The organism is Thermostichus sp. OS-CIW-33, assembly GCF_054059615.1.
On the sequence record NZ_JBSSCH010000003.1, the window covers coordinates 63,027 to 79,541 of the forward strand.

Consider the following 16,515-nt stretch of genomic DNA (forward strand, 5'->3'; position numbering starts at 1 on the left):
TAGAGCTACGCTCCCGACCCCAATCTTTAGTCATCCAGCTCTGAAGTGCTCTGCACCGGCGGATCTTCCCCCCTCCCGCGCAGGGCTGGCAGAGGGCCACGTCGTTGGGGCTGGGAGAGGGAGTCTTCCAAAAATTGCAGCAGATGTTGCAGGGATCTCGTCTCGTCCACCCACTCTTTCCCCTGTAGGGAAAGGACATGGCGCTCTCCCTCCGCACCGCTGTTACAAACGACACACAGGCTGCTGCGCAGTGTTTGCAGCGCTTTTTCCAAAGGCAACCCTGAGCGGTACAAAAATCGGTAGACCTGCCGCAGCAAGGGCAGGGATCCCTCCATCCCTTTGGCTCGCCGCAACCCCACCAAGTTCAGACCGCGGATGCGAGCCGGATGTCCTTCCACCAACATGTAGGGGGGAACGTCGCGGTCAACCCGGCTCATCGCCCCCACCATGGCCAAGCGCCCGATGCGGGTGAACTGGTGGATCCCGACCATGCCGCCGATGCGGGCTTGAGACTCGATGTGGATGTGGCCGGCCAAAGAGACAGCATTGGTAATCACCACCTGATTTTCGATGACACAGTTGTGGGCGACATGGGTGTAGGCCATCAGCAGGTTGTGATCTCCGATCAGGGTGGCTTCCCCTTCATTGGTGGCCCGGTTGATGGTGACGAACTCGCGGATGCGATTGCCTCTGCCGATCACCACTTGAGAGGGGGCGCCGCTGTACTTCAGATCCTGAGGCTCGGTGCCCACAACTGCTCCCGGAAAAATGTGGTTGTCCTCGCCGATTTCCGTCCAGCCATCGATCACCACATGGGCCCCCACCACCGTATGGGCAGCAATGCGAACATGCTCGCCGATCACCGCATAGGGGCCAACCTGCACCGTTTCGTGCAGCTCAGCTTTCGGATGGATCACCGCAGTGGGATGAATCCGCTCCCGTGAGCGGTGCGGCGCACTTGCAGAGATGTTGGGAGTGGATCCCGCTGAAGCGAACGAACTCATTTCCGACCTAGCCAGCAACTGTGGTTACGCTCCCAACCCTGCGAAGGATCACCAAGACTTGACTCCGGGGGAGATCAACCTTAGAGCTACGCTCCGCCATCGTGACCAATAGGCTGCCACCCCAACGCAGCAATATGTCTACCGTATCCCGACAGAAAGGCGCAAGCAGTCCCCGAGCCATCTCCCTATGCCAACACTTTATCTCAATTGGTGAGAAGACCCACAGCAGAGCGCCTCTCGGATGGCCGCTGTTTGTCCCTCAATCCACCAGGGAAAACATCAGTTCCCCCTCGGTCACCAGTTGCCCTCCCACCTGAGCGCGGCAGAACATCTTGCCAATGCGCCTCTGGCGAATGGTGAGCAAATCGGCGGAGAGCAGCAGCTGATCCCCCGGCAGTACCGGGCGGCGAAAGCGAACGCCATCGATCCCGGCAAACAGGGCCAAACGCCCGGCCACGTCCGGCAACTTGGTCAACACGATCCCCCCTATCTGGGCCATGGCCTCGACGATTAGGACGCCGGGCATGATGGGTCGGTTGGGGAAATGCCCTTGAAAAAAAGGCTCGTTGAAGGTGACGTTTTTCAGGCCCACCGCCCGTTGCCCCGGTTGATACTCCACAACCCGATCCACCAGCAAGAAAGGATAGCGATGGGGCAAGATCTCCAAAATCTGCTCCGTTGTGAAGACGGGGGGAGCGGTTGCCAATTGAGCGGCTGCTTCAGCCGAGAGAAGAGGAGGAGGAGAGACATCAGAGGACATGGTGAACCCACAGAGGCAGAGGACAAAACCAAATCCCGGACGGGGAGGACGGCAGGCCAGAACTCAGCCAAAAGAGCACCCAGGGAGCTGCGGAAAGGAGGGGAATGAAGCGGATCCCACCCTGGGGATCCCCTTGAAGACAAGTGCTCCGCACCGCTCTCGCAACTGAGGATGGCAGGGTTGTTGCTGCGCAACCGGATCCCTTGCTCCCCCTCACTCTTCATGGATCAGCAGGGATCCACTCTTGAGCAACTGCTCGGCCAAACGGTGGTGCAGGGCATGGCCCGCCTTGTAGGCCACAATGTGCCCCTGCAGTCGGCAGCCCAGGAGGCTGAGATCTCCTAGTAAATCTATCAGCTTATGGCGCACCGGCTCATCTGGGTAGCGCAATGGCCCCAACCACTCGGTTTGGCTACAGACAATGGCATTTTCCAGGCTGCCCCCCTGGATTAGCCCCCGTTCCCGGGCCAGCTCCACATCCTGCTGGCGGGCGAAGGTGCGGGCCGGCGCAATGGACTGGACAAAATCCGGCCTGTTCTCCCTCCAGCTCAGCCACTGTTCTCCAATCGGGCAATCGGCAAAATCGATGCCATAGGTAAAGCGGGCTGTAGGATGGGGGAGGGCGCTGACAAAGGCTTCCCCCGCCCAGACAGTGACCGGTTCTTGGATCACCCCCAGCAGGGCTGGCTGATCTTGGGCCTGGATCCCGGCCTGGGCAATGGCCTCTACAAAGGGCAGGGCAGAGCCATCCAGAATCGGCAGCTCCGGCCCCTCCACCTCGATGCGGCAGTTGTCAATGCCCAGGATGTAAAGGGCGGCCAGCAGGTGTTCCACCGTCTGCACTTGAACAGAGGGGGATCCCTGCTGCAACAGGGTGCAGAGATGGGCAGGGGCCAGGGATCCCAACCGAGCCGGGATCTCAGGGGATCCCGGTTGATCCACCCGCACAAAAACCCGACCGCTGCCGGCAGGAGCTGGATGCAGACTGCAGCCAATTGGCAGGCCAGTGTGCAGGCCAACGCCTTCTAGGGCAATAGAGCTGGCTAAGGTGTGTTGCCGGCCTCTCATCGTGCTCCGCAGCGCTAGTGCAAACGCTCTTGGCCCTGGTCGAAAACGCGGTAATACAGCTCCCGATAGCCCACGCGCAGGTTGCTGCTGGCATCTGCCAACTTGGCTTTGTGGCTGCGGGTGCCGTAGGCGCTGAACACCTCGTAGGTATCTCCCTCAAAGAAAAAGGAAGAGACATCGGACACCTCTTCGCCCCCCAGCAACTGCCAGCGCCCCTGGCGAAACTGCAGCCGGTAGTGGGCTTTATCCAAGCTGCCGGAAGGACGGTCGATAATGGCGTCGATGCTGCCCTCGTAGAACGGCTCGGCACCACCATTGGGGATGGATATGTCCACAGGCCACACGTCCACAGCGATATCTCGGTAGCGGCAGTTGGGCCGGTTGCACAGGCGAATCGAGCGCATGACCTCGGCAATGGCTTCCAGCCGCTGCCGCGCCTCGGCCAGAGAAAACCGCTCTGAGTCGCTATCGCGAACGAGCTGGGGCGATACCTGAGCCGGCCCTGCCAGCGATGAAGGGGCAGCCAGCGCCGGGGATCCCCAGCAGCATCCCACCAACACCAGACAAATCAAGCTCAGCCAACAACGGTATGCGGATCCCATGGATGCAATCTATGACAAAATCAAGCTCCTCTTCTCTACTCTAGGCACTCTGGGGGATCCCAACCTGATGCCGATATTACCCCACTCTGGCCCTGAACAACTGGCGCAGGTACGGCTTGTATTGGTGCAGCCGGCTGGGCCGCGCAACCTCGGCGCCATTGCCCGCGTGATGAAAAACATGGGCTTCAGGCAGTGGGTGCTGGTGGATCCCCAATGCGATCCCCTCGATATGGAAGCGATCACCACAGCCGTGCATGGGGCAGACCTGCTCCATCAAGCCCGGAAGGTGCAAACTTTGCCCGAAGCCCTGCAAGGGTGTGTGCAGGTTTTCGGGACAACGGGGCGCAGCCAAACCTACCCACCCGAATGGCAAATTCAGTCCCCCCGCCAAGCCTTTCCCGCTCTGCTGGCCGCCGGCCCTGCCGCCCTCGTGTTTGGCCCCGAAGATCGCGGCTTGAGCAACGAGGAGCTGGCCCTTTGCCATCGCCAGATCCAGATCCCCACCAATGCGACCTATCCCTCTTTAAACTTGGCCCAAGCCGTGGCCATTTGTTGCTATGAGCTGTACACCCTCGTCTGCCAGAGCCCTTCCCCTGCTCCTCCTATGCCCTCGCCTCAAAGGCTTGCCCCCTTCGAGCTGCTGGAGGGATTTTTCGACCACTTAGAAGCGCTGTTGCTGCAAATTGGCTACCTGCACCCCCACACAGCCCGCCGCAAAATGCTCAAGTTTCGCGCCCTGTTCCAGCGAGCCGGCCTGACCGTAGCCGAGGTGGCCTTGTTGCGCGGGATCCTGCGGCAACTGCAATGGAGCCAGGGATGCTCTCGTCAGGAACCTCTGGAAGCAAATGCAGCTCCCGTCCCGCCGACGCAACCAGATTCCAGCAGGACCCCATCTTGACCCCAAGGCTGGGCCTCCAGCCCCGCCCTACCGCTACCGGAAGCAAGCTAGAAGGGCGGCTTCCTGCTTTCAGGCGGCGCGGAGCGCTTGTCAAGAATCTTGAGGCTTTGGCCGTGGGAGAATATCGGAGAATATCAATGCTAGAGCTTAAGGGTGGCGCGGGGATCGTAGGATTGAACCCGCTGCAGCTTTTCGTAAAGTTCTCGCTCTTCTTCGGAGATCTGGGTGGGCAAATGGATCTGCACCACCACGTAAAAATCCCCCCGTTCTCCGTTGCCTTTGGGAAATCCCCTTTCCGCCAGCCGCAACTTTCGCCCCGGCTGCATGCCAGGTGGGATCCGCAGCTTCACCACCCCATCCAAGGTGGGCACTTCCACCTGGGCACCCAAAACCGCTTCGCTGGGGCTGATGGGCAGATCGCAGTAGACGTCGAATCCCTCTAGGCGATAGAAGGGGTGGTCTTTCAGCTCAATTTTAAGGTACAGATCACCGGCACCGCCGTTGGGGTTGGGGTGGCCTTGGCCGCGCAGGCGAATCCGCTTCCCTGGCGTAATTCCCGGCGGGATGTTTACCTCGAGCACGCGATCCCCGCCCACCCGCAGGCGACGCTTGCCCCCCTCAAAAGCTTCTGGAATGCTGATCTGGATGGTGGCCTCAGCATCGTAACTGGTGTTGCCAGTGGATCCCGAAAATCCGCTGCTGCGGTCTGTGGTTTGGCTGCGCACCCGGCCCAGCAGTTGATCGATGAAGTCTTGAAAATCATCAAATTGGCTGAAATCGACGCCACTCCCCCCAAATCCGCTCCCCCCAAAGTCTTGGCTGAAGGGGCTGCTGCTGTAGGTGTAGGCATCGCGGCTGGAGCGAAACCCGCCCTGCTGATAGTATTGGCCAAATTGGTCGTATTGCCTGCGCTTGCTGGGATCCGAGAGAACTTCGTAGGCTTCGTTAATGTCTTTGAATTTCTCTTCAGCCGCTTTGTCGTTGGGGTTGACATCTGGGTGATACTTGCGGGCTAGGCGCCGATAGGCTTGTTTCACCTCATCGGCAGTGGCCGTTTTGCTGACCCCCAAAATCTTGTAGTAGTCCTTAAAGTTTTGCATGGAGGCGTCCGCAGGCAAATCGCTGAGAGTGGGCAGAAAACCACGAGGCTAGGCGTCCCCGGCAAGGGCTCCTTCCCTCCGACCTACTGAAGAAAATGAGGAGGCGGGCTAGACGCCATCGCCCATCCCGTCCCTCCTCATTATCGGCGCTACAAGTAAGGGCGGGATCCGCCCTGGGCCCGCGGCCCACGGAGGGATCCCTGAGCAGTCACTTGCTCTCGGTGAAGTCGGCATCGATCACATCATCGCTGCCGCCGGAGGTTTTCCCTGAGCCGGGAGTGGGGCCAGAGGAGGCCCCCGGCTGTTGATACAGCTCGCTGCTCATGGCGTAGAGAGCCTCTTGCAGCTCCCGCTCTTTGCTCTGGATGGCGCTGTCGTCCTCCCGCTGGATGGCCTCCCGCAGTTCTCGCACCAGAGTCTCGATTTGGCTGCGTTTGCTGGAGGAGATCTTGTCGCCCAACTCCTTCAACTGCCGCTCGGCTTGGTAGGCCAGCGAGTCGGCCTTGTTGCGGCGCTCAATTTTCTCCCGGCGGGCCCGGTCTTCGGCAGCGTATTTTTCTGCCTCAGCAATCATGCGCTCCACCTCTTTGCTATCCAAAGTAGAGGCGCCGGTGATGGAGATGCTCTGCTCTTTGCCGCTGCCTTTGTCTTTGGCCGTCACCTTGAGGATGCCGTTGGCGTCGATGTCGAAGGTGACCTCGATCTGCGGCACACCGCGGGGGGCCGGCGGGATCCCGTCCAGCTTGAAGCGGCCCAGAGATTTGTTGTCGCGGGCCAGCTCCCGCTCCCCTTGCACCACGTGGATTTCCACAGAGGTCTGCCCATCTTCGGCAGTGGAGAAGATCTCCGACTTGCGGGTGGGGATGGTGGTGTTGCGCGGGATGAGCTTGGTGGCCACGCCGCCCAGGGTTTCCACCCCCAAGGACAAGGGGGTGACATCCAGCAACAGCACGTCTTTGACTTCGCCCGCCAGTACGCCAGCCTGAATGGCTGCCCCAACGGCCACCACCTCATCGGGGTTGACGCTCTGGTTGGGTTCTTTGCCCAGCAGCTCCCTCACCAGCCGCTGCACCGCCGGAATGCGGGTAGATCCCCCCACCAGCACCACTTCGTTGATGTCGGCCTTGGTGAGCTTGGCATCCCGCAGGGCTTGCTCCACCGGCCCCTTGCAGCGCTCCAGCAGGTCGGCACAGAGGTGCTCAAACTGGGCGCGGGAGAGCTTCAGCTCCAGGTGCTTGGGCCCATCGGCAGTGGCAGTGATGAAGGGCAGGTTGATGGTGGTTTCGGAAACGCTGGACAGCTCGATCTTGGCTTTTTCCGCGGCTTCCGTTAGCCGTTGCAGCGCCTGCCGGTCTTGCCGCAGGTCGATCCCTTCCATTTGCTTGAACTGCTCGGCCATCCAATCGACGATCTTCTTGTCGAAGTCGTCGCCCCCCAACTGCGTGTCGCCGCTGGTGGATTTCACCTCGAAAACGCCATCCCCCACTTCCAAGATGGACACATCGAAAGTGCCACCGCCCAGGTCGAAGACGAGGATGGTCTCGTTGTTGCGCTTGTCCAAGCCGTAGGCCAAAGAGGCTGCTGTCGGCTCGTTGATGATGCGCAGCACTTCCAAACCGGCAATGCGGCCCGCGTCTTTGGTGGCCTGCCGCTGCGAGTCGTTAAAGTAAGCGGGAACCGTGATCACCGCTTGGGTGACTGGCTGGCCCAGGTAGCGGCTGGCATCATCCGCTAGCTTGCGCAGCACCATGGCCGAGATCTCTTCCGGCGCAAATTCCTTGTTCAGGCGGGGGGCGTATAACTTGACATTGCCCCGCTCATCCCGCCGTACCTGGTAGGAGACCCGCTTGGAGTCGGCATTCAGCTCATCGTACCTACGACCGATGAACCGCTTAACCGAGTAAAACGTGTTTTCCGGGTTGAGCACCGCTTGGCGGCGGGCCATTTGGCCCACCAGGCGCTCTCCATCTTTGGTGAAGGCGACCACCGAGGGTGTGGTGCGAGTACCCTCAGCATTGGCGATGACGGTGGGGACACCCCCCTCCATTACGGCGACAACCGAGTTGGTTGTGCCCAGGTCAATTCCTACAACTTTTCCCATCGGCTCCTTATTCTCCTCTTCTTGAGTACATTGCTTCGGTTACCGCCGCCAGCCTGTGTGAAGTAGCTTGGGCAGCCAATCTGTGAAAATCCGGCAGATGCTTGGTCACTTCCTGGGTCGATCCTAACCAGCTGGTTGGCGAGGCCAGGGCGAGAATGCCGCCCATTTCTCGGGGCTGAAGGGCAGACCGGTTACGGATCTCCGTACCTGCAGCAGCCTTGCTTTCGGTGCCGCTTGGGGTATGGCCTGGGTTGGCAGCTATTGGCAACTCTTGGGGGACTGCTGCCAGGCTAACTCTGGATAAGCTGCAGCGCCTCCAGGCCGCGGTTCACAACGGTTGCGGCCAGGGGCAGGTAGCCCATCTCCTCGGCCAGGGCTTGTCCTTCGGTAAGGGCCCAGCGGAGCACAGCTTGCAGGGCGGCGGCCATGGCGGGATCCGAGTACCGGCGGTAGGTCAGGATCCAGGTGTAGGTGACGATGGGATACGCTCCAGGGCCAGCGGGATCCGGCACAAAAGCCCGCAGGTTTTCCGGCAGCTCAATTTCGCTCAAGGCCAGGGCCGAGGCTTCCGGGGAGGGGAGAATGAACTCGCCGCGGCGGTTCTCCAGAGCTGCCACCGACAGATCCAGCTCGCGGGCATAGACCGACTCCACGTAGCCGATCACCCCTTCGCTGAGAAGCATTTGGGCGCTCATGCCCTCGTTGCCTTTCACCCCAATGCCCACCGGCCACTCCAGCGACATGCCAGCACCGACTTCCGAGGCCCAAGCCGGATCGATGGCCGCCAGGTGGCGGGTAAAGGTATCGGTGGTGCCGCTGCCATCGGAGCGGTAGCAGACGGTGATGGGCAGATCGGGAATGGTTAGCTCCGGGTTCAGGGCCAGGATCTCCGGATCCCGCCACTGGTCGATTTGGCCGCGAAAGATCTTCACCAAAACGGGTCGAGACAGCTTGAGTCCAGAAGGGATCCCCGGCAGGTTGTAGCCTACGGCAATGCTGCCTGCGGTCATCGGGATCATGACCACACCCCGCTTCACCTCGGCGATCTCGGCATCGGTCATGGCCACATCACTGGCGGCAAAGTCCACTGTCTGGTCAATAAATTGCCGGATCCCAGCGGCGCTGCCCACCGGTTGGAAATTGATCTCCACCTTGGGATCCACCTGGCGGTAATCGGAAAACCAGCGCAAGTAAAGAGGAGCCGGAAAGGTGGACCCGGCCCCGTTGATCAGCAAAACTTTGTCGGAGGACTGGCTGCCGGAGGCAGGAACGGGATCCCTGCCGCTGGGTTGGTCAGAACGGGATCCCCTTTGGCAGGCGCTCAAGGTAGCGCCGGTGGCCAATAAAGAAAGCAACACTTCTCGGCGACGGAAGCGGGGCAGTTGAGCCATGGTTCAGGTTCTCCGAGGTCACCGCCCCGATCCTTGTCTTGCCTGCGGGGCCCTGTCAAGGGTTGCCAGTGGGATCCCCTGCGTAGGTCCACTTGCCCCAGGTGGCTGTCTTTTCCCTCTGCGCCATCCCCGTATTCCTCGCTACGCTTCCCAGCAAAACTCAGGATCCAACCCAAGTCCAGAAAGGAAAGACAGAAAATGGAGAATTCAAGAGAAAAACAAAGAAAAACAGCGCAAACAAGAGATTGAGCGAGCTGAGTTCTGCGGCAGTTGCACAGAGATCCCCAAGCCAAAGCCTTGTCTGGCAAGGCTTAGCGGTTTTTGGGCCTGAGTCCCCCCGCACCAGAAAAATCTTGACATATTCTGGAATAAGGCAATATATTGTGGATTCTGTGCAGAAATCCTGCGCTGTTCACATCTCGGTATCTGGGGGACTACTATGCCGACTTTGACTCGTTCTCCCTGGACACTGCGAGACAGCGAAAAGCTCTATCGCATCTCAGGTTGGGGGGATCCCTACTTCCGTATCAACGCCGCCGGTCATGTGGAGGTGACCCCACAGGGCTTACAGCAGCAGGAACCGGGCATTGACCTGTACCACTTGGTGATGGATCTGGTGGCGCGGGGCCTGCAGTTGCCCCTCTTGATTCGCTTTCCCGAGATCGTGGCCGACCGCATGCGGCAAATTTGCGAGAGCTTTCAGCAGGCCATCCAGCGCTTTGGCTACCCCAACGTCTATCGGGGGGTTTACCCCGTTAAGGTGAACCAGCAGCGCCACCTGGTAGAAGAAGTGGTGAAACACGGTCGTGCCTACCACTTTGGCCTGGAGGCGGGATCCAAGCCGGAGCTGTTGATTGCCCTAGCTTTGCTGGATACTCCCGGGGCTTTGCTGATCTGCAACGGCTACAAAGACCGGGATTTTATGGAGACGGCTCTCTTGGCCCAGCGGCTGGGGCGCACACCCATCATCGTTTTGGAGCGGCTGCAAGAGCTGGAGCTGGCGCTGCAGGCTGCCGACCAACTGGGCATTGACCCCATCTTGGGGGTACGGGCCAAGCTCTCCGCCCAGGGCAGTGGACGCTGGGGCACCTCGGCTGGGGATCGGGCTAAGTTCGGCCTCACGGCCACCGAGATTTTGCAAGTGGTGGAACGGCTGCGGGAAGCGGGCAAGCTGCATTGTCTACGCCTGTTGCACTACCACATCGGCTCCCAGATCTCGATGGTGAGCGTGCATGGACGGGCCGTGCGGGAGGCCAGCCAAATCTACATCGAGCTGGTCAAGCTGGGGGCCCCCATGGGCTACCTGGATATCGGCGGTGGCTTGGGGGTTGATTACGACGGATCCCAGTCCCCCAATCCTTTTTCCCAGAGCTACAGCATGGAGGACTACGCCGCCACCGTGGTGCAGACCGTGCTGACCGCCCTAGAACCCCACGGGATCCAGCCGCCGGTACTGGTGACCGAAAGCGGACGCGCCCTGATGTCCCACCAGTCGGTGCTGGTGTTTGACGTGCAAGATGTCAACGCTGCCAGCCCCTACCCGATGCCCACCCAGCTTACTTCCGATGCAGAGGTGATCCAGAAGCTAAACCAGCTCTACTACCAAATCCAGCCCGATACTCTGGTGGTCAACTATCGCCGTTGTCAGGAGCTGAAGGAGGCTGCTCTGCGTCAGTTCACCGAGGGATCCCTCAGCCTGCAGGAGCGAGCTGAAGTGGAGCGGCTGTTCTGGAACTGCTCCGACAAGATCTGCACCTTGGCCTACGAGCAGCACCAAGCGGGGCATCCGGTGGCGGTGGATCTCTTGGATCTGGACGAGATGCTGGCCAGCATCTACTACGGCAATTTCTCCCTGTTCCAATCCCTGCCGGATAGCTGGGCCATCGACCAGGTCTTCCCCATCATGCCCATCCACCGTCTGGATGAGGAGCCACGCCAATGGGCCACCCTGGCCGATCTCACCTGCGACAGCGACGGCAAGATCAACCGCTTCTTCGGCGAAGATGGGCAGATCACCTCGGTCTTGCCGCTGCACGACCCCAACGGACATCCCTACCTGCTGGGGGTGTTTCTGGGGGGCGCTTACCAGGAGATTCTCGGAGATCTGCACAACCTGTTTGGCGATACCAACGCGGTGCATATTCGCTCCCGCCCCGGCGGCTACCACGTTTCCCAAGTCATCAAGGGGGACACCATTGGCGAAGTGCTGAGCTGGGTGCAGTACAACAGCGAAGATCTGGTGGAGACCCTCCACCACGCCACCGAGACCGCCCTGCAGCGAGGGCAGATCACGCTGGATCAAGCCCGCGCCTTGCAGCAGCACTTTGAAGACAATCTGCGGGCCTACACCTACTTGCACTGAAGGTGGTGTTCCTCGAAAAAATCCCTAAAACCAAACAGGGATCCCGGCCTAAAACCGGGATCCTTTTTGCTTCCAGATCAAACCAAATCAAAACCAGATCAAAAATTTGTCGATCACAGACGCACCGGACTGTCCAAAGCCAAGTTAATCGTTTGGTTAGGGCGCAACACCACGACTTGAGGTGCCGTGATATTGCCCACCGCCACTCCGGCTCCAGCTCCGCCAATAACCCCTAAAGCAGAAACGCCTCCTGTGAGCAAGCCCAGCACCGTACCCCCCACAGCACCAATGGCTGCATCTTGAGCAATCGCTTCGGCAGAATAGTGGCGCGGGTCTTTCTCAGTGTGGATCAAATCAGTGGATCAAATCAGAAGACATCTGCACCGAGTAAAGTCGCCCATTGGCAATCAAAGCTGTGCCGAAGAACCTGGCCCCTCCCTGAGTCGGTCGCAAGCTGCCTCGCACCTCGCTGCCTGCTGGAATCGCCAATTGGCCGCTGCCGTTGTAGATGTCCTGGGCTACCCGCAGGGTAAGTGGGTGGGTGCTGTTGGGACTGAAGTACTGGGGCTCTTCTCCCTTGAAGCTCTGGACGGGAATGATGGTGCCCGGCTGCAGTTGGCGCACTCCCAAATCAAACAAGTGCTGGGCAGAAGCAGATGGCATTGTCAACAGACCCATGCTGGGGATGGCTAAGCCAATCATCGCTGCCGAAAGAACACGAATGCTCATAAAAATTCTCCGGTAAATGTTCGATTAAATGTTCGATCAAGATCCCAACGGAAACACAAGCCCTTGCGGGCCATCTTAAAGATCAAGCCTGACGAACGAAGCCAATTAACGCCAACAAAACCAAAGCCCCAACGGTAGCCATCAACAAACTTCCCAAAAGACCTGTAGCCGACAGGCCAAGCAAATCGAAGAGGAACCCGCCAAAAAATGCCCCGCAAACACCAACGATTATGTTGCCTATCAATCCAAATCCGTAACCGCGTCGAATATTCCCTGCCAGCCAACCCGCCAGGGCTCCGATCAAGAGAAACCAAAGGATACTGTCCATAGAACCTACTTCTCCATAGTATGCTGTTTCTACAGCATACCTATTGTTGTGAGAAAATAAATTCCCTGAGAACCAACCTTCTGTACACTTGGCACACTTGACGCCCACTTGACAAATTGGTAGCCTCTGCCGAGAACAGATCGTTATTTGTCTTTTAATATACAGACTCTATAGATTTAATAGACTGACTCTATAGAAAAGAAGATGGGAATTTCATGAATGCTAGAAAGGGATCCCCTGCTTGCTGCAGCTTCACAATACCTAAACCTCAAACAAAAAAAGACTGGCAGTGTGAGGTCTACCAGTCTGAGTCAGTTCCCTGTGAGTGAGCTGATGCCGTCGTTGCCAACGTCTTCAACCCGATTCCCAGTTTGTGTTGCTTTTTGCCATTTCGAAGTGATTCAGATCACTTGAAACTTGAGGAGCCCGCAGCTTTGGCAAGCACTCCTGTCCTGATTTCTTCGTACAGGGATCCCCCATCCCCACCCCTATGAACCCTGAGGCGACAAAGAGAGCATCTCAAAACCAATCAAAACAAAGGCAACTGCTCCTCTTCCACTGGGGCAAGGCTTGAAGATCCCGGCTCCTCCCAGTTGGGGGCCCAGTCTTGTAAAGGATCCACATATTCCTCCAACAACTGACGGGCCGCGGCCAGCAAATCGTTGTGCAAGGGGGCCAGATCGCTGCGGTCGGCCAGATACTGCTCCAGAGCCGTCAGGGGCTCAAGTCGGCTGGGATCCCATCCCGGCAGACGGATGCGGCTGGGGCTGACCACTTCTGGGGCGATGGTGTAGCTAAAAGCAGGGGCAAGAGCGTTGTGCAGAGCCCGCTCATCAATGCACTCTAGCTGGTCGGGCCGTATGCGGTAGATCAACCGCAGGATGGAGCCGGCCACGGGGGCTTTGGCGATGGCGGCCAGCAGCTTGGACTGCGCCTGCTGGGGTGGATCTGCGCTCAGATCCAGGCGAATGGTGTGAAAGGTACGGGTTGGCAGGGGCAAAAATTCATAGCTGGCCCCCGTAGGGGTGACTTCCACCAGCACACAGCCTTTTTCCTCTTTTTCTTCGCCAAAATCCACCCGCTCAATGCTGCCGGGATAGAGCATCAAGGGATCCCGACACAGCACCTGGTGACGGTGTACATGCCCCAAGGCAACATATTGATAGGCAGGCCGAGCCAGCAGCGAAAGGGGCACCGTAAATCCTCTGCCCACCGAAAGATGGCGTTCTGCTCCGTAGCGGGCTGTCTCCACCATGACGTGAGCCAACAAAATCGCCGGGATCCCTGGCTGCAGGGTGCGGATCTCCCCTTCTAGGGCTAGGCGGAGGCGCTGCAGGAGCTGATGCGCGAGGATTTCCCCTTCAAGCGCCAAGCTTTCCTGTTGGGCGAGTAGAGCAGAGCGACTCAGCCAAGGTAAAGTGGTCACCTGCACCGGGCCACCGCGAGTTTCGATCCGATGAGTTTCCAGTCTGTCCCCCACAATAAAGCCTGAGACCCCCAAAGCGCGGTAGATAGCCAGGCTGTTGCCTCCCTGTCCCTGCCCGTACTGATCGTGGTTGCCCACCAACAGGACGGTTGGGATCCCTGCATCGGCCAGGCGGCGAAACTGTTGGGCAAAAAGCTCTTGATGGAGAGGGGGGGGTGTCGCATCGGGGAAAGCATCGCCCCCAAACAACACCAGATCCACCGCTTGGTTGAGAGCATGGTCAATGCACAAGCGCAAAGAAGCTACAAAATCTTCCAAACGGGTATTCAGGCCGGTAGCTGGGTTAATGTGGCCGTAGGCAAGACCACTGCCCAGATGAATGTCGGAAAGATGTAGCAACCTTACCATCTTGGGCGCTCTTGGAGACTTTGCAGCTCTCCCATCTGTTGGGATAAACCTTGCCGTTCGCGTTAGCGGGACGGAGTCCTTTGGTTGTCCAGAATGGCAAACCCAGGGTTGAACAATCTTTGCTTAGGCTTGGCGGCGGGGCCTGGCTCGATCCAAACGCAGAGGCCGGCCCATGAATTCCTGCCCGTTCGCGCTCTCGATGGCTTCGTCCTCCTCAGCTTCGGTTGCCAGATCCACAAACGCGAAGCCTCGTGTCTGACCTGTCTCTCGGTCTATCGGGATTGTAACCGACTTAACGTTCCACCTCTGCTGGAAGAAAGCTTTCAGTTCTTCTGTTGAGGCTTTATAGTTTAGGTTCCCCACAAAAATGGTCATGGCAATCAATTCAAGCAAAGTAAGTCACCAATCAGCAAGGGTGGCAACAAAGCTCCAGAGTACTTCACTTCTATCATGGAGCCTTGCTAAGTCGCACAACGTGAAAGGATGTAAAGGGATCCCTGCCGGAGAATCTTCCCACTTCCCCATCCAAAATGCGCTTTCGTCAAACTTGACGGGCCTGTGCTTTTTCTGCCATTGGGTTGAATGCCTCTGCTCTCGCCTCGGCCAAACCTCTTCAGACCCTCAGACACCACCGAGATCTGGCATCTTGTCACGTTGTTGCGATTTGTTAAGATATGTATTATCCTGCTTGCACTACCTGGCCAGATCTGCGCTGTTGGAACTCTTTGCAGACCTCTCTACCTGAGCACCCTGAGGTGATAATGATGGATGAAACGCTAGAGCTCTCTTTGGAGCAGCAATTTCGCCAGCGGGCTTTCGAGACTTTGGTTTCTCGCATGAGCCCCGAGCAGGCCAAAGACATTTTGGTCAAACTGCACAAGCAAATGCTGTTGCAGGAGGCCACTTACCGCCAACTGCTCCGTCATTCCCTCAGCGCCTGATGCACGCCCTTTCGCTTCCCACCTGGTGGATTCACATTGCCAGCGTCTTGGAGTGGATCGCTGCTATTGTGCTCGTGTGGCAATTTGGGGAGCGGGTGGGCCAGCCCGAATGGCGAAGTTTGAGCTGGGCGATGCTGCCCGCTTTGTCGGGGGCAATGTGCGCAATCACCTGGCACTGGTTTGACAACGACCCCAAGTTGGACTGGGTGGTCACTGCACAGGCCAGCTTGACCTTGCTGGGCAACTGTACCCTGGCTTGGGCTGCCTACCGCATTTGGCGAGCTGAGAGAGCCGACGAGCCTGCACAGGAGGGGGATCCCGACTAGGCGATGAACAGTTTATTTGCCCTTTCTTTGTTCCCCTACCTGGTCTTTTTATTCTTTCTGTCGCGGCTGCGCCGGATCCCACGTTTGGCTTTGGTTGGATTTTGGCTGTTGTTGCTTTTTGTTGCCGTCAGCATCCCGGCAGGGCTGTACGCTCAGATGCACTACGGCACTTCCCTGGCCAATGTGGATCCCTTGCATGGAGGGGCAGAGGCTTTTCTCACCCTCTCCAATATTTTGGTGGCCTTGGGCTTTAAGCAGGGAATTGACCAACAGGCCCAACGACTTCCAGAGGCTGGCGACGGCAACCCTGAGCCATGATCATCCCAAACAAGCCTCTACCCCCTCTCCAAAGGGAGAGGAGAGCTAGGCAACAATGGTTTCAGCACAACCAGGACTGAATGTAGAATGGGGATCCAGGCCTAATACCTGCTGTTATTCTGTGAGATCTGCCAGATGGTGGCTACCCTTTCTGTTGCCGTTCCCAAAGCGAAGCTGAAGCATCCGCCCCTGCGCATTTATCGCATGGGGGACAAGGTGCTGCGGCAGCCGGCCAAGCGCATCAGCCAGGTCAACGACGAGATCCGCCAGCTTGCCCGGGACATGCTGCAGACCATGTACAGCTTTGATGGGATTGGTCTGGCGGCTCCGCAGGTTGGCATTCCCAAGCGCATGATTGTGGTGGATCTTTATCCCGATAAGCCGGAGGTGCCACCGCTGGTGCTGATCAACCCGGAGATTCGCGAGTACATTGGCGAGGCCGTTGCCGGGCAAGAGGGTTGCCTGAGCATTCCGGGGGTGTTTTGCGAGGTCGTGCGCCCAGAAGGGATTGTGGTTTCGTTTAAGGATGAAACGGGGCGGCCCCGCACCCTTCGAGCGGACGATTTGCTGGCGCGGGTGATCCAGCACGAAATCGACCACCTCAACGGCGTGTTGTTTGTGGATCACGTGGAAAACGAGCTGGTGCTGGATCAAGAGCTGCGCAAACACGGCTTCCAGATGCAGGATGTGCAACGCAAAGGCAAGCCCTCTGCTGTTCCCCGTTGAAGCCTTTCCAGACCGGTCCGGACGACT

The 16,515-nt window shown here is 58.6% G+C and carries 18 protein-coding genes; 6 read left to right on the forward strand and 12 right to left on the reverse strand.

Going from position 1 to position 16,515, the window contains the following annotated elements; genetic code table 11:
• Positions 1-26: 26 nt before the first annotated feature.
• The 4 genes from lpxA to ACVWZG_RS02930 all read right to left on the reverse strand — a co-directional run bounded on the left by lpxA (position 27) and on the right by ACVWZG_RS02930 (position 3,434).
• Positions 27-1,004 carry an acyl-ACP--UDP-N-acetylglucosamine O-acyltransferase gene (gene lpxA / locus ACVWZG_RS02915; RefSeq protein WP_457405135.1) on the reverse strand — a complete coding sequence of 326 codons (978 nt, stop codon included), beginning with the start codon at positions 1,002-1,004 and terminating at the stop codon, positions 27-29.
• Positions 1,005-1,263: 259 nt separating this feature from the next.
• On the reverse strand, positions 1,264-1,764 hold the full coding sequence (gene fabZ, locus ACVWZG_RS02920; protein ID WP_011434327.1) for a 3-hydroxyacyl-ACP dehydratase FabZ: 501 nt from the start codon (positions 1,762-1,764) through the stop codon (positions 1,264-1,266).
• A 213-nt stretch (positions 1,765-1,977) separates the two neighbouring features.
• Positions 1,978-2,832, reverse strand: a complete 855-nt coding sequence (gene lpxC, locus ACVWZG_RS02925) for a UDP-3-O-acyl-N-acetylglucosamine deacetylase (RefSeq protein ID WP_011434326.1) — start codon at positions 2,830-2,832, stop codon at positions 1,978-1,980.
• 14 nt (positions 2,833-2,846) lie between these two features.
• Complete coding sequence (locus tag ACVWZG_RS02930) at positions 2,847-3,434, reverse strand: hypothetical protein (RefSeq protein WP_414329482.1); 588 nt, start codon at positions 3,432-3,434, stop codon at positions 2,847-2,849.
• A gap of 67 nt (positions 3,435-3,501) precedes the next feature.
• Here ACVWZG_RS02930 and ACVWZG_RS02935 point away from each other — a divergent pair, with 67 nt between their 5' ends.
• A complete protein-coding gene (locus ACVWZG_RS02935; RefSeq protein ID WP_457405173.1) occupies positions 3,502-4,332 on the forward strand; it encodes an RNA methyltransferase in 831 nt (276 codons plus the stop codon).
• A gap of 140 nt (positions 4,333-4,472) precedes the next feature.
• Here ACVWZG_RS02935 and ACVWZG_RS02940 read toward each other — a convergent pair whose 3' ends face one another.
• The 3 genes from ACVWZG_RS02940 to pstS form a co-directional block, all read right to left on the reverse strand.
• Complete coding sequence (locus ACVWZG_RS02940; protein ID WP_414349958.1) at positions 4,473-5,432, reverse strand: DnaJ C-terminal domain-containing protein; 960 nt, start codon at positions 5,430-5,432, stop codon at positions 4,473-4,475.
• Positions 5,433-5,640: 208 nt separating this feature from the next.
• A complete protein-coding gene (gene dnaK / locus ACVWZG_RS02945) occupies positions 5,641-7,533 on the reverse strand; it encodes a molecular chaperone DnaK (RefSeq protein ID WP_414329477.1) in 1,893 nt (630 codons plus the stop codon).
• A gap of 290 nt (positions 7,534-7,823) precedes the next feature.
• Positions 7,824-8,924 carry a phosphate ABC transporter substrate-binding protein PstS gene (pstS, locus tag ACVWZG_RS02950; protein ID WP_414349959.1) on the reverse strand — a complete coding sequence of 367 codons (1,101 nt, stop codon included), beginning with the start codon at positions 8,922-8,924 and terminating at the stop codon, positions 7,824-7,826.
• Positions 8,925-9,363: 439 nt separating this feature from the next.
• On the opposite strand from pstS, the gene speA reads away from it, so the two are divergent.
• Positions 9,364-11,286 (forward strand): biosynthetic arginine decarboxylase, encoded by a 1,923-nt coding sequence (speA, locus tag ACVWZG_RS02955; protein WP_414407052.1) that lies wholly within the window; start codon positions 9,364-9,366, stop codon positions 11,284-11,286.
• A gap of 113 nt (positions 11,287-11,399) precedes the next feature.
• On the opposite strand, the gene ACVWZG_RS02960 is transcribed toward speA, so the two are convergent.
• The 5 genes from ACVWZG_RS02960 to ACVWZG_RS02980 all read right to left on the reverse strand — a co-directional run bounded on the left by ACVWZG_RS02960 (position 11,400) and on the right by ACVWZG_RS02980 (position 14,552).
• Positions 11,400-11,639 (reverse strand): hypothetical protein, encoded by a 240-nt coding sequence (locus ACVWZG_RS02960; protein ID WP_414329398.1) that lies wholly within the window; start codon positions 11,637-11,639, stop codon positions 11,400-11,402.
• A gap of 1 nt (position 11,640) precedes the next feature.
• Entirely contained in the window at positions 11,641-12,015 is a 375-nt protein-coding gene (locus tag ACVWZG_RS02965; RefSeq protein ID WP_414350220.1) for a hypothetical protein, read from the reverse strand.
• 82 nt (positions 12,016-12,097) lie between these two features.
• Positions 12,098-12,343, reverse strand: coding sequence for a GlsB/YeaQ/YmgE family stress response membrane protein (locus ACVWZG_RS02970; RefSeq protein WP_011434318.1), 246 nt, complete (start codon positions 12,341-12,343; stop codon positions 12,098-12,100).
• Positions 12,344-12,872: 529 nt separating this feature from the next.
• Positions 12,873-14,177: a metallophosphoesterase family protein gene (locus ACVWZG_RS02975; protein WP_457405131.1), complete on the reverse strand. Its 1,305-nt coding sequence runs from the start codon at positions 14,175-14,177 to the stop codon at positions 12,873-12,875.
• A gap of 123 nt (positions 14,178-14,300) precedes the next feature.
• Entirely contained in the window at positions 14,301-14,552 is a 252-nt protein-coding gene (locus tag ACVWZG_RS02980; protein ID WP_011434316.1) for an RNA recognition motif domain-containing protein, read from the reverse strand.
• A 389-nt stretch (positions 14,553-14,941) separates the two neighbouring features.
• Between ACVWZG_RS02980 and ACVWZG_RS02985 the strand changes: the two genes are divergently transcribed.
• The 4 genes from ACVWZG_RS02985 to def all read left to right on the forward strand — a co-directional run bounded on the left by ACVWZG_RS02985 (position 14,942) and on the right by def (position 16,488).
• Complete coding sequence (locus ACVWZG_RS02985) at positions 14,942-15,118, forward strand: NblA/ycf18 family protein (protein WP_041437678.1); 177 nt, start codon at positions 14,942-14,944, stop codon at positions 15,116-15,118.
• On the forward strand, positions 15,118-15,444 hold the full coding sequence (locus ACVWZG_RS02990) for a DUF2499 domain-containing protein (protein ID WP_457405130.1): 327 nt from the start codon (positions 15,118-15,120) through the stop codon (positions 15,442-15,444). Before ACVWZG_RS02985 ends, ACVWZG_RS02990 begins: the two co-directional genes overlap by 1 nt.
• A 3-nt stretch (positions 15,445-15,447) precedes the next feature.
• On the forward strand, positions 15,448-15,762 hold the full coding sequence (locus ACVWZG_RS02995; RefSeq protein ID WP_011434312.1) for a DUF3593 domain-containing protein: 315 nt from the start codon (positions 15,448-15,450) through the stop codon (positions 15,760-15,762).
• Positions 15,763-15,897: 135 nt separating this feature from the next.
• Positions 15,898-16,488, forward strand: a complete 591-nt coding sequence (def, locus tag ACVWZG_RS03000) for a peptide deformylase (protein ID WP_457405129.1) — start codon at positions 15,898-15,900, stop codon at positions 16,486-16,488.
• Positions 16,489-16,515 lie beyond the last annotated feature (27 nt).

Bases quoted from the DNA above. Each gene is read 5' to 3' on its own strand.
- ACVWZG_RS02970 (WP_011434318.1), bottom strand. From the start codon at position 12,343: ATGGACAGTATCCTTTGGTTTCTCTTGATCGGAGCCCTGGCGGGTTGG.
- ACVWZG_RS02990 (WP_457405130.1), top strand. From the start codon at position 15,118: ATGCACGCCCTTTCGCTTCCCACCTGGTGGATTCACATTGCCAGCGTC.
- dnaK (WP_414329477.1), bottom strand. From the start codon at position 7,533: ATGGGAAAAGTTGTAGGAATTGACCTGGGCACAACCAACTCGGTTGTC.
- ACVWZG_RS02980 (WP_011434316.1), bottom strand. From the start codon at position 14,552: ATGACCATTTTTGTGGGGAACCTAAACTATAAAGCCTCAACAGAAGAA.
- ACVWZG_RS02965 (WP_414350220.1), bottom strand. From the start codon at position 12,015: ATGAGCATTCGTGTTCTTTCGGCAGCGATGATTGGCTTAGCCATCCCC.
- lpxC (WP_011434326.1), bottom strand. From the start codon at position 2,832: ATGAGAGGCCGGCAACACACCTTAGCCAGCTCTATTGCCCTAGAAGGC.
- ACVWZG_RS02985 (WP_041437678.1), top strand. From the start codon at position 14,942: ATGGATGAAACGCTAGAGCTCTCTTTGGAGCAGCAATTTCGCCAGCGG.
- fabZ (WP_011434327.1), bottom strand. From the start codon at position 1,764: ATGTCCTCTGATGTCTCTCCTCCTCCTCTTCTCTCGGCTGAAGCAGCC.
- pstS (WP_414349959.1), bottom strand. From the start codon at position 8,924: ATGGCTCAACTGCCCCGCTTCCGTCGCCGAGAAGTGTTGCTTTCTTTA.
- ACVWZG_RS02935 (WP_457405173.1), top strand. From the start codon at position 3,502: ATGCCGATATTACCCCACTCTGGCCCTGAACAACTGGCGCAGGTACGG.
- ACVWZG_RS02930 (WP_414329482.1), bottom strand. From the start codon at position 3,434: ATGGGATCCGCATACCGTTGTTGGCTGAGCTTGATTTGTCTGGTGTTG.
- ACVWZG_RS02975 (WP_457405131.1), bottom strand. From the start codon at position 14,177: ATGGTAAGGTTGCTACATCTTTCCGACATTCATCTGGGCAGTGGTCTT.
- def (WP_457405129.1), top strand. From the start codon at position 15,898: ATGGTGGCTACCCTTTCTGTTGCCGTTCCCAAAGCGAAGCTGAAGCAT.
- lpxA (WP_457405135.1), bottom strand. From the start codon at position 1,004: ATGAGTTCGTTCGCTTCAGCGGGATCCACTCCCAACATCTCTGCAAGT.
- ACVWZG_RS02995 (WP_011434312.1), top strand. From the start codon at position 15,448: ATGAACAGTTTATTTGCCCTTTCTTTGTTCCCCTACCTGGTCTTTTTA.
- speA (WP_414407052.1), top strand. From the start codon at position 9,364: ATGCCGACTTTGACTCGTTCTCCCTGGACACTGCGAGACAGCGAAAAG.
- ACVWZG_RS02940 (WP_414349958.1), bottom strand. From the start codon at position 5,432: ATGCAAAACTTTAAGGACTACTACAAGATTTTGGGGGTCAGCAAAACG.